At 53.3% G+C, this 17,035-nt stretch carries 14 protein-coding genes; 5 read left to right on the top strand and 9 right to left on the bottom strand.

Annotated features, from left to right (window positions below):
* Nucleotide 1 precedes the first annotated feature (1 nt).
* The 5 genes from thiG to ACOTZD_RS22330 all read left to right on the top strand — a co-directional run bounded on the left by thiG (nt 2) and on the right by ACOTZD_RS22330 (nt 4,583).
* Nucleotides 2-769 carry a thiazole synthase gene (gene thiG / locus ACOTZD_RS22350; protein WP_022650203.1) on the top strand — a complete coding sequence of 256 codons (768 nt, stop codon included), beginning with the start codon at nt 2-4 and terminating at the stop codon, nt 767-769.
* Nucleotides 769-1,896, top strand: coding sequence for a 2-iminoacetate synthase ThiH (gene thiH / locus ACOTZD_RS22345; RefSeq protein WP_022650202.1), 1,128 nt, complete (start codon nt 769-771; stop codon nt 1,894-1,896). The genes thiG and thiH overlap by 1 nt, the downstream gene beginning before the upstream one ends.
* 339 nt (nt 1,897-2,235) lie before the next feature.
* A complete protein-coding gene (locus tag ACOTZD_RS22340) occupies nt 2,236-3,777 on the top strand; it encodes a sensor domain-containing diguanylate cyclase (protein ID WP_023315203.1) in 1,542 nt (513 codons plus the stop codon).
* Nucleotides 3,778-3,957: 180 nt separating this feature from the next.
* Nucleotides 3,958-4,266, top strand: coding sequence for a PTS sugar transporter subunit IIB (locus tag ACOTZD_RS22335; protein ID WP_010425948.1), 309 nt, complete (start codon nt 3,958-3,960; stop codon nt 4,264-4,266).
* Nucleotides 4,266-4,583: a PTS lactose/cellobiose transporter subunit IIA gene (locus ACOTZD_RS22330; RefSeq protein ID WP_003862327.1), complete on the top strand. Its 318-nt coding sequence runs from the start codon at nt 4,266-4,268 to the stop codon at nt 4,581-4,583. Before ACOTZD_RS22335 ends, ACOTZD_RS22330 begins: the two co-directional genes overlap by 1 nt.
* Before the next feature lie 56 nt (nt 4,584-4,639).
* Here ACOTZD_RS22330 and rpoC read toward each other — a convergent pair whose 3' ends face one another.
* From rpoC to ACOTZD_RS22285, 9 genes are all read right to left on the bottom strand, one after another.
* The gene (gene rpoC / locus ACOTZD_RS22325; protein WP_022650200.1) at nt 4,640-8,863 is read right to left on the bottom strand and encodes a DNA-directed RNA polymerase subunit beta'; all 4,224 of its coding nucleotides are present in this window, start codon (nt 8,861-8,863) and stop codon (nt 4,640-4,642) included.
* Between the two features lie 76 nt (nt 8,864-8,939).
* Nucleotides 8,940-12,968 (bottom strand): DNA-directed RNA polymerase subunit beta, encoded by a 4,029-nt coding sequence (gene rpoB / locus ACOTZD_RS22320; protein WP_008503453.1) that lies wholly within the window; start codon nt 12,966-12,968, stop codon nt 8,940-8,942.
* Between the two features lie 319 nt (nt 12,969-13,287).
* Nucleotides 13,288-13,653: a 50S ribosomal protein L7/L12 gene (gene rplL / locus ACOTZD_RS22315; RefSeq protein WP_002445276.1), complete on the bottom strand. Its 366-nt coding sequence runs from the start codon at nt 13,651-13,653 to the stop codon at nt 13,288-13,290.
* A gap of 66 nt (nt 13,654-13,719) precedes the next feature.
* Nucleotides 13,720-14,217 carry a 50S ribosomal protein L10 gene (gene rplJ, locus ACOTZD_RS22310; protein ID WP_003862338.1) on the bottom strand — a complete coding sequence of 166 codons (498 nt, stop codon included), beginning with the start codon at nt 14,215-14,217 and terminating at the stop codon, nt 13,720-13,722.
* 289 nt (nt 14,218-14,506) lie between these two features.
* Entirely contained in the window at nt 14,507-15,211 is a 705-nt protein-coding gene (gene rplA, locus ACOTZD_RS22305; RefSeq protein WP_006810530.1) for a 50S ribosomal protein L1, read from the bottom strand.
* Nucleotides 15,212-15,214: 3 nt separating this feature from the next.
* Complete coding sequence (gene rplK, locus ACOTZD_RS22300) at nt 15,215-15,643, bottom strand: 50S ribosomal protein L11 (protein ID WP_003862340.1); 429 nt, start codon at nt 15,641-15,643, stop codon at nt 15,215-15,217.
* Nucleotides 15,644-15,799: 156 nt separating this feature from the next.
* Complete coding sequence (gene nusG, locus ACOTZD_RS22295) at nt 15,800-16,345, bottom strand: transcription termination/antitermination protein NusG (RefSeq protein ID WP_003862341.1); 546 nt, start codon at nt 16,343-16,345, stop codon at nt 15,800-15,802.
* 1 nt (nt 16,346) lies between these two features.
* Nucleotides 16,347-16,730, bottom strand: coding sequence for a preprotein translocase subunit SecE (gene secE / locus ACOTZD_RS22290; protein WP_003862342.1), 384 nt, complete (start codon nt 16,728-16,730; stop codon nt 16,347-16,349).
* Nucleotides 16,731-16,957: 227 nt separating this feature from the next.
* A partial coding sequence (locus tag ACOTZD_RS22285) for a hypothetical protein (RefSeq protein ID WP_001184434.1) occupies nt 16,958-17,035 on the bottom strand: 78 nt, incomplete at its 5' end.

Raw genomic sequence — 17,035 nt, 5'->3', positions numbered from 1 at the left:
GATGTTACGTATTGCCGACAAAGTCTTTGATTCACATCTGTTTACCGGAACCGGAAAATTCGCCTCCCCGCAGCTGATGGTGGATGCCATTCGTGAGAGCGGCAGCCAGCTGGTGACACTGGCGATGAAGCGCGTGGATTTGCGTCAGCACAACGATGCCATACTTGCGCCGTTACTGGAGGCAGGCGTGACGCTCTTACCGAATACCTCCGGTGCGAAAACGGCCGAGGAAGCAATTTTCGCTGCGCAACTGGCGCGGGAAGCGCTCGGCACCCGCTGGCTGAAGCTGGAAATTCATCCGGACGCCCGCTGGCTGTTGCCCGATCCGATCGAAACCCTGAAAGCGGCAGAGAAGCTGGTGCAGCAGGGATTTACCGTCCTGCCCTACTGCGGTGCCGACCCCGTGCTGTGCAAGCGTCTGGAAGAGGTCGGCTGCGCGGCCGTAATGCCGTTAGGGGCACCCATTGGCTCCAACCAGGGACTGGAGACCCGCGCGATGCTGGAGATCATCATCGAGCAGGCGACCGTGCCCGTGGTGGTGGATGCGGGCATCGGCGTACCCAGTCACGCCGCGCAGGCGCTGGAGATGGGGGCCGATGCGGTGCTGGTCAATACCGCGATTGCGGTGGCCGACGACCCGGTGATGATGGCGCGTGCGTTCCGCCTTGCCGTGGAGTCCGGTCTGCTGGCACGCCAGTCCGGCCCTGGCTCGCGCTGCGTTCAGGCGCAGGCCACCAGCCCGCTGACCGATTTTCTGGAGGCGCTCTGATGGCTACCTTTACCGATCGCTGGCGTCAGCTGAACTGGGACGATATTGCCTTACGCATCAACAGTAAAACCTCTGCGGACGTAGAGCGGGCATTAACAGCCAAACATTTGACCCGCGAGGATTTGATGGCGCTGCTTTCTCCGGCAGCCGGCGCGTACCTTGAACCGATGGCGCAGCGCGCGCAACGCCTCACCCGCCAGCGTTTTGGCAACACGGTGAGCTTTTACGTGCCGCTCTATCTTTCTAACCTGTGCGCCAACGACTGCACCTACTGTGGTTTCTCCATGAGCAACCGTATTAAGCGTAAAACGCTGGATGAGCATGAGATCGCCCGCGAGTGTGCGGCTATTCGTGAGATGGGTTTTGAACATCTCCTGCTGGTGACGGGTGAACATCAGGGCAAAGTGGGGATGGACTATTTTCGCCAGCATCTTCCGGCCATCCGCCGCGAATTTGCCTCGTTGCAAATGGAAGTGCAGCCTTTGTCGCAGGAGGAATATGCGGAGCTGAAAACGCTCGGGCTGGACGGCGTCATGGTCTATCAGGAAACCTACCACGAGGCGACCTATGCCCGGCATCACCTGAAAGGGAAGAAGCAGGATTTCATCTTCCGGCTGGAAACGCCGGACAGGCTGGGGCGCGCCGGTATCGATAAAATTGGGCTGGGCGCGCTTATCGGTCTGTCCGACAGCTGGCGGGTGGACTGCTATATGGTGGCGGAGCATCTGCTGTGGCTACAGCAGCGCTACTGGCAAAGCCGCTATTCCATCTCTTTCCCGCGGCTGCGTCCGTGTACGGGAGGCGTTGAACCCGCTTCGCTGATGGATGAGCGCCAGCTGGTGCAAACCCTGTGTGCATTTCGCCTGTTCGCGCCGGAAGTGGAATTGTCGCTCTCCACGCGTGAATCACCCGCGTTTCGCGACCGCGCGATCCCGCTGGCGATCAATAACGTTAGCGCCTTTTCCAAAACGCAGCCGGGCGGTTACGCGGACGATCACCCGGAACTGGAACAGTTTGCACCGCACGACGGACGACGGCCCGAAGCGGTGGCGGAAGCCCTGACTGCCCAGGGGCTACAGCCCGTGTGGAAAGACTGGGATAGCTGGCTGGGAAGAGCCTCGCATTAGCGCTGAAACCGACTGCAAAAACGCGAAAAGGTTACGAGGCGGCTCGTAAGATCAAAACCGGGCGATTGAGGCGATCTGCCTGGTTTTCTTATGCTTTACCACGTCAGCAACGGACGCTGACCAGGGTGAAAATGCTTCTTCCTCGTTTCGCCCTGCCCTCCGCCTCTTAAACAAAATTTTAATCGATACAATAAATACGTCGTTTCTTATCTACGCTTAAGATAAATCATCTCGTCGGTAATCGCCTTCTGTATAATTTACTACCAGCAACCGGACAGCGACTATGCTGAGGGTATCGACAGACGCAACGCGTCTACCATCTGGATTGATGTACAACTCATGGCACTCCACAGTAAAAAGCTCTCTTTTACGCGGCCAATTATGGTCAGCTTCGCGGGGATCCTGCTCAGTTTTGCGCTGATCGCCATCCTGGTTATCCTTTCACAGAGAAAGGATTTTCTTGAGGATTATCATAAGATTAATGGTAACTTCACCCATAATCTGGCGGTAAACTATACCGAATCCATCCTGCGAGAAAATGACTATATTCTTGGTCGTGCTGCGATGTACTTCGCCCGTAACGACAGAGTAAATCAGACAATTAATATCGACCCGACACACGGTTTGCAGATGTTGATGCATTTGCAGAACCTGATGCCGACGGTGTCGTCTATCTCTCTGGCGGACACAGTAGGGCGCCATCTGCGCGCGCCGGAAGTGCTGCCAACGGAGAAGGGTAAGTCGTTCGACGCCCGGACCCGTCCATGGTTTATCGGACAAGCGGAAGCCAGCAACTTTCCTCACTACACCCGCCCCTATCTGGACTATTTTACCCAACATCCTACGGTCACTCTCTATAAGCCGGTCATTTCACCGGAAGGCCGCCTGAAGGGCACGCTCGCTTTCCATCTTGATTTAACGTCCATGGGGTATACCCTGCGCCAGATGGTGGCGCCGGTTCAGGGTGAGTTTTTTGTTGTGGAGCGTGACGGCGCTGTTGTGCTGCATCCGGACACGGGGGCGCTCTTTAAGCAGTACGTAAGCGAAGCGCTGATGGACCAAATGACCAGCGGCGAGGGCCATCTTTTCGACCCCAAAAGTAAAACCTGGTATTACTACTACTCTTTCACCAATCCGGACTGGTTTGTGATTTATCGGGTCTCCGATGCCACGCTTACCGTCATCACCCGGCATGAGACCACCGTCGTCGGCTGGGGATTTGCGCTGGCGGCAATCATCATCATTCTGTTTGGGCTTTACCTTCGTCATGCCTCGCGTTCTGTGCTGATGAACATTATCAATGCCATCAAAACCGGCGACGTCAACCAGGCGCCACGCCTTGAAGCGATGCTCAGCCATACCATTCGAACCAATAAAGAACGCGAGCTGGCCTATGTCCGTCAGGCCACCCATGATGCGCTGACAGGCTGCAAAAACCGCCGTGCGTTCGACAACGATGTGGATGAGCTGCTGACCGCCCATCAACCCTTCGTTCTGGCGCTGATCGACATCGATAACTTCAAGTCCATTAACGACACCTGGGGCCACCTGAGCGGGGATATTGTGCTGCGCAACGTGGCACGCGAAGGTATTCAGATCATGCAGCCGCACCACGTTCCCGTTTACCGCTACGGTGGAGAAGAGTTCGGCGTGATCTTCCCGGCCGAGCTGATGAACTCCGCGCACGCGCTACTGGAAGCCTGGCGCACCGCCGTTGAAAAGCGGACCTGGCGGGAAGAGAACCTGCGAGTGACCTTCAGCGCCGGGACGGGAGAGTGGCACTTCGAACCGCTGGAACAATTTATCGGTAGCGTAGATGAAGCGCTGTATACCGCTAAACAACAGGGTAAAAACCGCATCGTAAGCACGGCCAGCCGATAATACCCTTCCTCAAATTCTGCCCGATCTGACGGGCAGAATGCTCTCCGCGGTAAAATTGTAACCGGTTTCAGAAAAATGCCGATTTCTTTGTGATGCCTGACACACAATCGTGGTAAAGCGGTTGTTGAAGCAGTCTGCACGGGATAATTATCAATAAACACATGTAGATCGAGGCTGACTATGAAGAACATCGTTTTATGCTGTGCAGCGGGAATGTCAACCAGCATGCTGGTTCAACGTATGAAAGATGCCGCGCAGAAAAAAGGAGTCGAAGTAACCATTAAAGCCGTTCCGGTCGCGGAGTTCAAAGATAACATCGCGACGGCTGATATCGTATTACTGGGGCCACAGGTCAAATACGAACAGGCAAAACTCCAGGCGCAGGCCGATCCGCTCGGAAAAAAGGTCGCGGTCATCGACATGATGGATTACGGCATGATGAAAGGTGATGCCGTACTGGAAAAAGCGCTCAAACTTCTGGAGTCATAATGGAAGACTTAGAAACCACGATCATGGAACTGCTGGTCAACGCAGGCGCGGCGCGCAGCGCGGCTCTGACGGCGTTGCAGATGGCGCGAAAAGGCGACTTTGACGAAGCCGAGAAAGCGATGGAAGAGTCGCGTGAATATGTGAAACATGCGCATACGATCCAGACGCAGCTTATCGGTCTTGACGAAGGGACAGGAAAACTGCCGGTTAACCTGATCACCGTTCATTCTCAGGACCACCTGATGAACGCGATGGTAATTCAGGATCTGGCGGGCGACATGATTGAGCTTTATCGACGCATCCCGCTGGTAAACTGAAAATGCAGATATAAAAAAACCCGCCGAGGCGGGTTTTTTATTTACGGCATCAACGATTACTCGTTGTCGGAACCGCCCAGACCTGCGTTCAGCAGTTCTGCCAGGCTCGCGGATGCATCTTCAGCAGTCACCTGCGGTGCAGCTGGCAGTTCGCCCGCTGCGCGACGGCGCATACGATCCTGGTGGTACGCATAACCGGTACCGGCCGGGATCAGACGACCCACGATAACGTTCTCTTTCAGACCGCGCAGTTCATCACGTTTACCTGCAACAGCCGCTTCGGTCAGGACACGCGTGGTTTCCTGGAACGATGCAGCAGAGATGAAGGACTCGGTTGCCAGAGACGCTTTGGTGATACCCAGCAGATCGCGCGAGAAGGTCGCGCCAATTTTGCCGTTCGCTTCCAGATCGCGGTTAGCGATCTTAACGCGTGAGTATTCAACCTGCTCGCCTTCCAGGAAGTCGGAGCTGCCTGCGTTTTCGATGGTCGCTTTACGCAGCATCTGACGAACGATAACTTCAATGTGTTTATCGTTAATCTTAACGCCTTGCAGACGGTATACGTCCTGTACTTCGTTAACAATGTAACGGGTAACAGCATGCACACCACGCAGACGCAGGATGTCGTGCGGCGCTTCTGGACCGTCGGAAACCACGTCACCACGTTCTACGCGTTCACCTTCGAACACGTTGAGCTGACGCCACTTAGGAATCATCTCTTCGTACGGCTCGCTGCCATCTACAGGCGTAATAACCAGACGGCGCTTACCTTTGGTCTCTTTACCGAAGGAGATGATACCGCTGATTTCAGCCAGGATTGCAGGCTCTTTCGGACGACGTGCTTCGAACAGGTCCGCAACGCGTGGCAGACCACCGGTGATGTCCTTGGTACCGCCGGATTCCTGAGGAATACGCGCCAGGGTATCACCAGAGCTGATCTGTACGCCATCTTCCAGCTGTACAATCGCTTTACCCGGCAGGAAGTACTGCGCAGGCATATCGGTACCAGGAATCAGAACGTCGTTACCCTGCGCATCAACGATTTTCAGTGCAGGACGCAGATCTTTACCACCGGTAGTACGTTCAGCAGAATCCAGAACCACCAGAGAAGACAGACCGGTCAGCTCGTCGGTCTGACGAGTAATGGTCTGGCCGTCGATCATGTCAGTAAAGCGGATGAAACCACTTACTTCGGTGATTACCGGCATGGTGTGTGGATCCCAGTTTGCAACGGTTTCACCGCCGGCAACCTGCTCGCCATCACCTTTCGCCATAACCGCACCGTAAGGCACTTTATAGCTCTCTTTGGTACGACCGAATTCGTCGATCAGCTTCAGCTCGGTGTTACGGGAAGTGATAACCAGTTTACCGCTGGAGTTCACAACCGACTTCGCGTTGCTGAGCTTGATGCTACCTTTGTTTTTCACCTGGATGCTGGATTCAGCAGCCGCACGAGATGCCGCACCACCGATGTGGAACGTACGCATCGTCAGCTGTGTACCCGGCTCACCGATGGACTGTGCCGCGATAACGCCGATAGCCTCACCTTTGTTGATGATGTGGCCACGCGCCAGGTCACGACCGTAGCAGTGCGCACACACACCAAAGTCGGTGTCACAGGATACAACGGAACGCACTTTCACGGAGTCAACAGAGTTCGCTTCCAGCAGGTCACACCACTGTTCGTGCAGCAGGGTGTTGCGTGGAACCAGAATGTCTGCGGTGCCCGGCTTCAGAATGTCTTCCGCAGTCACACGACCCAGTACGCGATCGCGCAGCGGCTCTTTAACATCACCACCCTCGATAACCGGGGTCATGGTGATACCTTCGAGGGTGCCACAATCGTCTTCGGTGACGACCAGATCCTGCGCAACGTCAACCAGACGACGCGTCAGATAACCGGAGTTCGCCGTTTTCAGTGCGGTATCCGCCAGACCTTTACGCGCACCGTGCGTGGAGATGAAGTACTGGAGTACGTTCAGACCTTCACGGAAGTTCGCGGTGATTGGCGTTTCGATGATGGAGCCATCTGGCTTCGCCATCAGACCACGCATACCTGCCAGCTGACGAATCTGTGCCGCAGAACCACGCGCACCGGAGTCGGCCATCATGTAGATGCTGTTGAAGGAGACCTGCTGCTCTTCTACGCCGTCACGGTTAATCACGGTTTCGGTTTGCAGGTTGTCCATCATCGCTTTGGATACACGATCGTTCGCCGCTGCCCAGATATCGATAACTTTGTTATAGCGTTCGCCTGCGGTTACCAGACCAGACTGGAACTGCTCCTGGATCTCAGCAACTTCAGCTTCCGCTTCAGAGATGATCTCGTGTTTCTTCTCTGGGATGACCATGTCATCGATACCAACAGATGCACCTGAACGCGCTGCATAAGCAAAGCCGGTGTACATTGTCTGGTCAGCGAAGATAACGGTCGGCTTCAGACCCAGAATGCGGTAACAGGTGTTCAGCATTTTGGAGATCGCTTTCTTGCCCAGCGCCTGGTTGACGATGGAGAAAGGCAGACCTTTCGGTACGATCATCCACAGAATGGCACGGCCAACGGTCGTGTCTTTCAGGCTGGTGTGCGCAACGAATTCGCCGTTTTCATCTTTTTCGTATTCGGTGATACGCACTTTAACGCGCGCATGCAGAGAGGCCAGGCCAGCGCGATAAATACGCTCAGCTTCTTTAGGGCCAGTCAGCACCATGCCTTCGCCTTTGGCGTTAACACAGTCACGGGTCATGTAGTACAGACCCAGTACAACGTCCTGAGAAGGAACGATGATAGGTTCACCGTTCGCTGGAGACAGGATGTTGTTGGTAGACATCATCAGCGCACGCGCTTCGAGCTGGGCTTCCAGCGTCAGCGGTACGTGAACAGCCATCTGGTCACCATCGAAGTCGGCGTTATAGGCCGCACAAACCAGCGGGTGCAGCTGGATAGCTTTACCTTCGATCAGTACCGGCTCAAAGGCCTGGATACCCAGACGGTGCAGAGTTGGTGCACGGTTCAGCAGTACCGGGTGTTCGCGGATAACTTCGTCCAGGATATCCCAAACGACAGCTTCTTCACGCTCAACCATTTTCTTCGCGGCTTTGATGGTGGTGGCCAGGCCACGCAGTTCCAGCTTGCCGTAGATGAACGGTTTGAACAGCTCCAGTGCCATTTTCTTCGGCAGACCGCACTGATGCAGACGCAGGTATGGACCTACGGTGATTACAGAACGACCGGAGTAGTCAACACGCTTACCGAGCAGGTTCTGACGGAAACGACCCTGTTTACCTTTGATCATGTCGGCCAAAGATTTCAGAGGACGTTTGTTAGAACCGGTGATCGCACGACCGCGACGACCGTTATCCAGCAGGGCATCTACCGCTTCCTGCAGCATACGTTTTTCGTTGCGTACGATGATGTCCGGCGCAGCCAGATCCAGCAGACGTTTCAGACGGTTGTTACGGTTGATCACGCGACGATACAGATCGTTCAGATCTGACGTTGCGAAACGACCACCATCCAGCGGAACCAGCGGACGCAGATCTGGCGGCAGAACCGGCAGAACGGTCAGAATCATCCACTCTGGTTTGTTACCAGACTGAACGAACGCTTCCAGCAGTTTGATACGCTTGGTCAGCTTTTTACGCTTGGTTTCGGAGTTGGTTTCGTTCAGCTCTTCGCGCAGAGTTTCACACTCTTGCTCCAGATCCATGCTCTTCAGCAGGGCCTGGATAGCTTCCGCACCCATCTTCGCGTCGAATTCGTCACCGAACTCTTCCAGCGCGTCCAGATACTGTTCTTCGGTCAGGATCTGGTTACGTTCCAGATTGGTCATCCCGCCTTCGATAACCACATAAGATTCGAAGTACAGAACACGTTCGATATCGCGCAGCGGCATATCCAGCAGCAGGCCGATACGGGACGGCAGAGATTTCAGGAACCAGATGTGAGCGGTTGGAGACGCCAGCTCGATGTGGCCCATACGCTCACGGCGTACTTTGGTCTGGGTCACTTCAACGCCACACTTCTCACAGATCACACCACGGTGTTTCAGGCGCTTGTACTTACCGCACAGGCACTCGTAATCTTTTACTGGCCCGAAAATACGCGCACAGAAAAGGCCGTCACGCTCAGGTTTGAACGTACGGTAGTTAATGGTTTCCGGCTTTTTAACTTCACCGAAAGACCATGAACGGATCATGTCTGGCGAAGCCAGAGCAATTTTGATCGCATCAAACTCTTCGGTTTTAGTTTGCGCTTTCAGAAACTTTAATAAGTCTTTCACGGATTTGCTCCCGTCGGAGTTAGCACACTCTGCTGTCGGGCGTTAACCCGACAGCAGTGACCTGTTTGAGCGAGAATTACTCGTCTTCCAGTTCGATGTTGATACCCAGCGAACGAATCTCTTTCAACAGTACGTTGAAGGATTCTGGCATGCCCGGCTCCATCTGATGGTTGCCGTCTACGATGTTTTTATACATCTTAGTACGACCGTTCACGTCATCAGACTTAACGGTGAGCATTTCCTGCAAGGTGTATGCTGCGCCGTATGCTTCCAGCGCCCACACTTCCATCTCCCCGAAGCGCTGACCACCGAACTGAGCCTTACCACCCAGCGGCTGCTGAGTAACCAGGCTGTAAGAACCGGTAGAACGAGCGTGCATCTTGTCGTCGACCAGGTGGTTCAGTTTCAGCATGTACATGTAACCTACGGTTACCGGACGCTCGAACTGTTCACCGGTACGGCCGTCAAACAGCGTAATCTGACCAGACGTTGGCAGACCACCCAGTTGCAGCAGCTCTTTGATTTCAGCTTCTTTTGCACCGTCGAATACCGGCGTTGCAATTGGCATACCTTTGCGCAGGTTCTCTGCCAGACGCAGCACTTCTTCATCGCTGAAGGTGTTCAGGTCGACTTTCTGACGAACGTCGGTACCCAGATCATAGGCACGCTGGATGAACTCGCGCAGTTTCGCGACTTCCTGCTGCTGTTTCAGCATGGCGTTGATCTTATCGCCGATACCTTTCGCAGCCATACCCAGGTGGGTTTCCAGAATCTGACCGATGTTCATACGAGACGGTACGCCCAGTGGGTTCAGTACGATATCTACCGGCGTACCGTTAGCATCGTGCGGCATATCTTCGATCGGGTTGATCTTAGAGATAACACCCTTGTTACCGTGACGACCTGCCATCTTATCACCAGGCTGGATCTGACGTTTAACAGCCAGATACACCTTAACAATCTTCAGCACGCCTGGTGCCAGATCGTCGCCCTGAGTGATTTTACGGCGTTTCGCTTCGAGTTTTTTCTCGAACTCGTGTTTCAGTTCGTCATACTGCTCAGCCAGTTGTTCCAGCTGATTCTGTTTCTCTTCGTCGGTCAGGCCCAGTTCCAGCCAGCGATCGCGTGGCAGTTTGTCGAGCTTCTCAGCTTCAACGCCACCGGCAACCAGCACCGCATAGATACGGCTGAACAGACCTGCTTCGAGGATTTGCAGTTCTTCAGACAGGTCTTTCTTAGCCTGTTTGAGCTGCATCTCTTCGATTTCCAGCGCACGCTTATCTTTCTCAACGCCATCACGAGTGAAGACCTGAACGTCGATAACCGTACCGGAAACACCGTTTGGTACGCGCAGAGAAGAGTCTTTAACGTCAGACGCTTTCTCACCGAAGATAGCACGCAGCAGTTTCTCTTCTGGCGTCAGCTGGGTTTCACCTTTCGGCGTCACCTTACCTACCAGAATATCACCGCCGGTGACTTCCGCACCGATGTAAACAATACCGGATTCATCCAGTTTGGAGAGCGCAGCTTCACCCACGTTAGGGATGTCGGCAGTGATCTCTTCTGGCCCCAGCTTGGTGTCACGGGACACACATGCCAGTTCCTGAATGTGGATGGTGGTGAAACGATCTTCCTGAACCACACGCTCTGAGACGAGGATGGAGTCTTCGAAGTTGTAACCGTTCCACGGCATGAACGCTACGCGCATGTTCTGACCGAGCGCCAGTTCACCGAGGTCGGTGGACGGACCATCTGCCAGCACGTCGCCGCGCTCAACTGGCTCACCCAGAGACACACATGGCATCTGGTTGATACAGGTGTTCTGGTTAGAGCGGGTGTATTTGGTCAGGTTGTAGATGTCGATACCCGCTTCGCCCGGATACATCTCGTCTTCGTTAACTTTGATAACGATACGGGATGCGTCAACGTACTGAACGGTACCGCCACGCTTAGCAACTGCTGTAACACCGGAGTCAACGGCAACAGCACGTTCCATACCGGTACCAACCAGCGGCTTGTCAGCACGCAGAGTTGGAACGGCCTGACGTTGCATGTTCGCACCCATCAATGCACGGTTGGCGTCATCGTGTTCCAGGAACGGGATCAGGGACGCACCGACGGATACCACCTGCTGAGTGGATACGTCCATGTAGTCAACCTGGTCGCGGCTGAACAAGCTGGATTCGCCTTTGCTACGGCAGGTAACCAGATCTTCTACAAAGTGGCCTTCGTCATCCAGGTTGGAGTTCGCCTGAGCGATAACGTAGTTGCCTTCTTCGATAGCAGACAGGTAATGAATTTCGTCAGTAACAACACCGTCGGTCACTTTACGATACGGGGTCTCGAGGAAACCGTATTCGTTCGTCTGTGCGTACACGGACAGGGAGTTGATCAGACCGATGTTTGGACCTTCAGGCGTTTCGATTGGACATACGCGACCGTAGTGAGTCGGGTGTACGTCTCGAACTTCAAAGCCTGCGCGTTCACGGGTCAGACCGCCTGGGCCGAGTGCGGAGATACGACGTTTGTGCGTGATCTCAGACAGCGGGTTGTTCTGGTCCATGAACTGAGACAGCTGGCTGGAACCGAAGAACTCTTTCACTGCCGCAGAAATCGGCTTGGCGTTGATCATATCCTGAGGCATCAGGGTATCCAGATCGCCCAGAGACAGACGCTCTTTCACCGCACGCTCTACACGTACCAGGCCAACGCGGAACTGGTTTTCCGCCATTTCGCCTACGGAACGGATACGACGGTTGCCGAGGTGGTCGATATCGTCCACTTCGCCTTTACCGTTACGGATATCGATGAGCTTCTTCATCACTTCAATGATGTCGTCTTTGCTCAGGATACCGGAACCTTCGATTTCGTCGCGCAGCAGAGAACGGTTGAACTTCATACGACCAACCGCGGACAGATCGTAGCGGTCTTCGGAGAAGAACAGGTTCTCGAACAGGCTTTCAGCCGCTTCGCGAGTTGGTGGCTCACCAGGACGCATCATGCGGTAGATTTCGACCAGCGCGCTCAGACGATCGTTGGTTGGGTCGACGCGTACAGTCTCAGAGATGTACGGACCGTGGTCCAGATCGTTGGTGAACAGCGTTTCGATACGTTTGTGGCCAGCCTGGCTCAGCTTAGCCAGCAGATCCAGGCTCAGCTCCATGTTCGCCGGGCAGATCAGCTCGCCAGTTGATTCATCAACGTAATCTTTCGCGGCTACTTTTCCTGCAATGTATTCAACCGGAACTTCGATGTGTTTGATATCATCTTTTTCCAGCTGGCGGATGTGGCGCGCGGTGATACGGCGACCTTTTTCCACATACACTTTGCCGTCGGCTTCGATGTCGAACGACGCGGTCTCACCACGCAGACGTTCCGGCACCAACTCCATCTGCAACTTGTTGTCGCGGATTTCAAAGATCACTTTCTCAAAGAACAGGTCCAGGATCTGCTCAGTGGTATAGTTCAGTGCACGCAGAATGATGGTTGCAGGCAGCTTACGACGACGGTCGATACGGACAAACAGGTTGTCTTTTGGATCGAATTCGAAGTCCAGCCATGAACCACGGTAAGGAATGATGCGTGCGTTATACAGTACTTTACCGGAAGAGTGCGTTTTACCTTTATCGCTGTCGAAGAAGACGCCCGGGCTACGGTGCAGCTGGGAAACGATAACACGCTCAGTACCGTTGATAACGAAAGTACCGTTGTCCGTCATGAGTGGAATTTCACCCATGTAGACTTCTTGTTCTTTAATATCTTTTACGGTGCCTTCCGGCGCTTCGCGCTCGTAGATCACCAGACGCAGTTTTACGCGCAGCGGTGCGGAATAGGTCACGCCACGGATCTGACATTCCTGAACGTCAAACACCGGTTCGCCAAGGCGGTAGCTGACGTACTGCAGCTCGGAATTACCGCTGTAGCTCTGAATCGGGAACACGGAACGGAAGGCTGCTTCCAGGCCGTACTGCCCTTCAGGATCTTGCTCGATAAACTTCTGGAACGAGTCAAGCTGGATAGAAAGGAGATATGGAATGTCCAGAACTTGTGGACGTTTACCAAAATCCTTACGAATACGTTTTTTCTCGGTATAGGAGTAAACCATAGGGTTCCTCAGCTCGCTGACAAGTCGACCCATCTGTCCGACGAAGGGACAGTTTGTGCAACACCATTTTGTGGACCGGAAAATTGAATACTTTCCGCAATACCTGTTGCTATCACGCTTAAACCATTTCATTGCGATTTACACAGAGCGAGCACCCTGTCGCAGTATATTAAGTCGTCGATAGAAACAAGCATTGTCAGGACAACCAGCAGTCAAACAGTGTGAAATGCTGCTGATGCCTTACAGCGCAAAAAGGCTGGTGACTAAAAAGTCACCAGCCATCAGCCTAATTGCTTAGGCTGCAACCAGAAAAGTTGGCTTATTTAACTTCAACTTCAGCGCCAGCTTCTTCCAGAGATTTTTTCAGTGCTTCTGCGTCGTCTTTGCTCACGCCTTCTTTCAGCGCAGCTGGAGCAGATTCTACCAGGTCTTTAGCTTCTTTCAGACCCAGGCCAGTTGCGCCACGTACTGCTTTGATTACAGCAACTTTGTTCGCGCCAGCAGCTTTCAGAATTACGTCGAATTCAGTTTTTTCTTCAGCAGCTTCAGCCGGGCCCGCAGCTACAGCTACAGCAGCAGCAGCAGAAACACCGAATTTTTCTTCCATTGCAGAAACCAGCTCTACAACGTCCATTACGGACATAGCTGCTACTGCTTCAATGATTTGATCTTTAGTGATAGACATTTAAATTGTTCCTGAAAATCAGAATAAGTTTATACGTAAGCAAATGCTTTATAAAGATAACTGCGATTAAGCAGCTTCTTTCGCATCGCGTACAGCAGCCAGAGTGCGAACCAGTTTGCCAGCCGCAGCTTCTTTCATGGTTGCCATCAGGCGTGCAATTGCTTCTTCGTAGGTCGGCAGGGTTGCCAGGCGATCGATTTGCGATGCCGGGATCAACTCACCTTCAAAGGCTGCAGCTTTGACCTCAAATTTTGCATTCGCTTTCGCGAACTCTTTGAACAGACGAGCAGCAGCGCCCGGGTGTTCCATAGAGTATGCAATCAGGGTCGGACCAACAAACGTGTCTTTCAGGCACTCGAACTGAGTACCTTCAACTACGCGACGCAGCAGGGTGTTACGAACAACACGCATGTATACGCCAGCTTCACGACCTGCTTTACGCAGTTCAGTCATTTTGTCTACAGTAACGCCACGGGAATCCGCAACTACTGCAGACAGCGCGCCTTTGGCTACTTCGCTGACTTCAGCAACAATCGCTTGTTTGTCTTGAAGATTTAAAGCCATTAGCTTTGCTCCTGGATGTTTGCCGGAACTCATGTTCCGGAACTCACTTCACTCGACCCAACGGGAAGAGCGTCTTAATACGGTGAGCAGAAACAAGCCAGAGTATTTAAAATAATCTTAGCGTTCTGTCACCGTCTACGCAGGGGATTAAGTTTCTTGCGAAACACCTGCGGTCTTCGACGGAGGCCTGGATAGGCCAGGCTCCAACGAACAATTCTTTTAGCCGCTAACTTTTGTTAGCAAACGTGGGGGTAAGATTGTAGACAAAATCACCGCCCACGTAAAGGCATTAGTTTGCAGCAGCGCTCAGGCCAGCCTGGTCAACTGCAACACCTGCACCCATGGTGGTGGAGATGCTAACTTTCTTGATGTACACGCCTTTCGCCTGAGTTGGTTTTGCTTTTTTCAGCGCAACCAGCAGAGCTTCCAGGTTTTCTTTCAGTTTGTCAGCGTCAAAGTCCACTTTACCGATGGTGGTGTGGATGATGCCGTTTTTGTCGTTACGATAACGAACCTGACCTGCTTTAGCGTTCTTAACCGCTTCAGCAACGTTAGGGGTTACAGTACCCACTTTCGGGTTTGGCATCAGGCCGCGTGGACCCAGAACCTGGCCCAGCTGGCCAACAACGCGCATTGCATCTGGAGAAGCAATAACAACGTCAAAGTTCATTTCGCCTTTCTTGATCTGATCAGCCAGATCTTCCATACCTACCAGTTCAGCGCCGGCAGCTTTAGCAGCTTCAGCGTTTGCACCCTGAGCAAATACAGCTACGCGTACGGAACGGCCAGTACCGTGTGGCAGTACAGTTGCGCCACGAACGTTCTGATCGGATTTACGAGCGTCGATGCCCAGGTTAACGGCAACGTCAACGCTTTCAACGAACTTAGCGGTAGCCAGTTCTTTCAGCAGAGCGATAGCTTCGTTGATGTCGTACTGTTTGGTCGCATCAACTTTGTCACGGATCACGGACATGCGCTTGGTCAGTTTAGCCATTTCTTAGTCCTCCACTACCAGGCCCATGGAACGTGCAGTACCTTCGATGGAGCGAGTCATCGCTTCAATGTCGGAACCAGTCATGTCGGCAGCTTTGGTCTGCGCGATTTCCTGCAACTGAGCGCGGGAAATTTTACCCACTTTGTCTTTGTTCGGCTTACCGGAACCAGACTTGATGCCCGCTGCTTTCTTCAGCAGAACTGCTGCTGGAGGGGTTTTGGTAACGAAAGTGAAAGAACGGTCAGCGTAAACAGTGATTACAACTGGGATTGGCAGACCTTTCTCCATGGATTCAGTTTTGGCGTTGAACGCTTTACAGAATTCCATGATGTTCACACCCTGCTGACCCAGAGCTGGACCAACTGGTGGACTTGGGTTCGCCATACCTGCTGCAACCTGCAGCTTGACGTAGGCTTGTACTTTCTTAGCCATTCTAAAATCCTCTGATTGGGTAATAACGCCTCGGAGAGGCTCCCCGTGAATAAAATTCGTTTTACGGGTCGGGACCCATAAAAACAAAAGGCGCGAAATTGTATTCCAATCTCGCGCCCTGTGCAACGATTAAATCGTCGCTTTTTTGATCGCTGCTTAGGCTTTTTCTACCTGAGCAAAGTCCAGCTCTACCGGGGTCGCACGACCAAAGATAGAAACGGAAACTTTCAGGCGGGACTTCTCGTAGTCCACTTCTTCGACGACGCCATTAAAGTCAGCAAACGGACCGTCGTTAACACGAACCATCTCACCCGGTTCAAACAGCGTTTTCGGACGCGGTTTATCACCCACCTGCTGGAGGCGGTTCATAATCGCATCAACTTCTTTGTCGCTGATTGGCGCCGGACGGTCAGATGTGCCGCCGATAAAGCCCATCACGCGTGGTACGCTGCGCACCAGGTGCCAGCTCGCGTCGTTCATCACCATCTGAACCAGCACGTAACCCGGGAAGAATTTACGTTCGCTTTTGCGACGTTGGCCGCCACGGATCTCAACCACTTCTTCGGTCGGAACCATAACTTCGCCAAATAACTCTTCCATATTGTGTAATTTGATATGCTCACGCAGCGACGTAGCTACGCGGCCTTCAAAACCGGAAAACGCCTGAACGACGTACCAGCGCTTTTTAGGGGCTTCAGACATCTCAGAACCTCAGGCCAGTGATAAAGGATACCAGGCGAACCAGAATACCATCCAGTCCCCACAGGATCAGTGACATTACAGCGGTTACCGCCGCTACAATCAGCGTGGTGTGCAATGTTTCCTGGCGAGTCGGCCAAATGACCTTGCGGACTTCGGTACGCGCTTCGCGGGCAAACGCAACGGTCGCTTTGCCTTTCGTCGTCAACAGCGCGACACCACCCGCCGCAGCAATCAGAATTACCACTGCAAGCGCGCGTAGCGGCAGCATCATGTCACGATAAAGATAGTTGCCGACAATCGCCACAATCAGCAGCACGGCTACAACTACCCATTTCATCGCTTCCAGGCCGCGCCCGCTCCCTTGAGCTTCGGTATTCGCACTCATAAACCAACCTGTCAGAAGTATTCTACAAACATTTTGACCCCGCGAGTGCGAGGCAAACCAATCGAAATGCTATTCGCTTTTCGTATTATACGCTCTCCGCAGAGCCTGTCTCAGCAATGATTATGACAAAATTAATCACTGATGAGCCAGGTTCTGATGTGAAAGCGTGCAAAAAGGGCATCAAATGATGCCCTTTTATTGCGCATTGCGTCAAATGTTATCAGCGATTAGCCGAGAACTTTAGCAACAACGCCCGCGCCAACGGTACGGCCGCCTTCACGGATTGCGAAACGCAGACCGTCGTC

It is taken from the genome of Enterobacter cloacae complex sp. SHL022, from assembly GCF_049237785.1.
In the GTDB taxonomy this organism is placed as follows: Bacteria; Pseudomonadota; Gammaproteobacteria; order Enterobacterales; family Enterobacteriaceae; genus Enterobacter; species Enterobacter hormaechei_C.
This window is presented reverse-complemented; position numbering and strand designations above follow the sequence as displayed.

Excerpts from the sequence above, each read along its gene's own strand:
- ACOTZD_RS22330 (WP_003862327.1), top strand. The coding sequence starts at position 4,266 with ATGGAAGACTTAGAAACCACGATCATGGAACTGCTGGTCAACGCAGGC.
- ACOTZD_RS22335 (WP_010425948.1), top strand. The coding sequence starts at position 3,958 with ATGAAGAACATCGTTTTATGCTGTGCAGCGGGAATGTCAACCAGCATG.
- thiH (WP_022650202.1), top strand. The coding sequence starts at position 769 with ATGGCTACCTTTACCGATCGCTGGCGTCAGCTGAACTGGGACGATATT.
- ACOTZD_RS22340 (WP_023315203.1), top strand. The coding sequence starts at position 2,236 with ATGGCACTCCACAGTAAAAAGCTCTCTTTTACGCGGCCAATTATGGTC.
- rplA (WP_006810530.1), bottom strand. The coding sequence starts at position 15,211 with ATGGCTAAACTGACCAAGCGCATGTCCGTGATCCGTGACAAAGTTGAT.
- rplL (WP_002445276.1), bottom strand. The coding sequence starts at position 13,653 with ATGTCTATCACTAAAGATCAAATCATTGAAGCAGTAGCAGCTATGTCC.
- nusG (WP_003862341.1), bottom strand. The coding sequence starts at position 16,345 with ATGTCTGAAGCCCCTAAAAAGCGCTGGTACGTCGTTCAGGCGTTTTCC.
- rplJ (WP_003862338.1), bottom strand. The coding sequence starts at position 14,217 with ATGGCTTTAAATCTTCAAGACAAACAAGCGATTGTTGCTGAAGTCAGC.
- rpoB (WP_008503453.1), bottom strand. The coding sequence starts at position 12,968 with ATGGTTTACTCCTATACCGAGAAAAAACGTATTCGTAAGGATTTTGGT.
- thiG (WP_022650203.1), top strand. The coding sequence starts at position 2 with ATGTTACGTATTGCCGACAAAGTCTTTGATTCACATCTGTTTACCGGA.
- rplK (WP_003862340.1), bottom strand. The coding sequence starts at position 15,643 with ATGGCTAAGAAAGTACAAGCCTACGTCAAGCTGCAGGTTGCAGCAGGT.
- secE (WP_003862342.1), bottom strand. The coding sequence starts at position 16,730 with ATGAGTGCGAATACCGAAGCTCAAGGGAGCGGGCGCGGCCTGGAAGCG.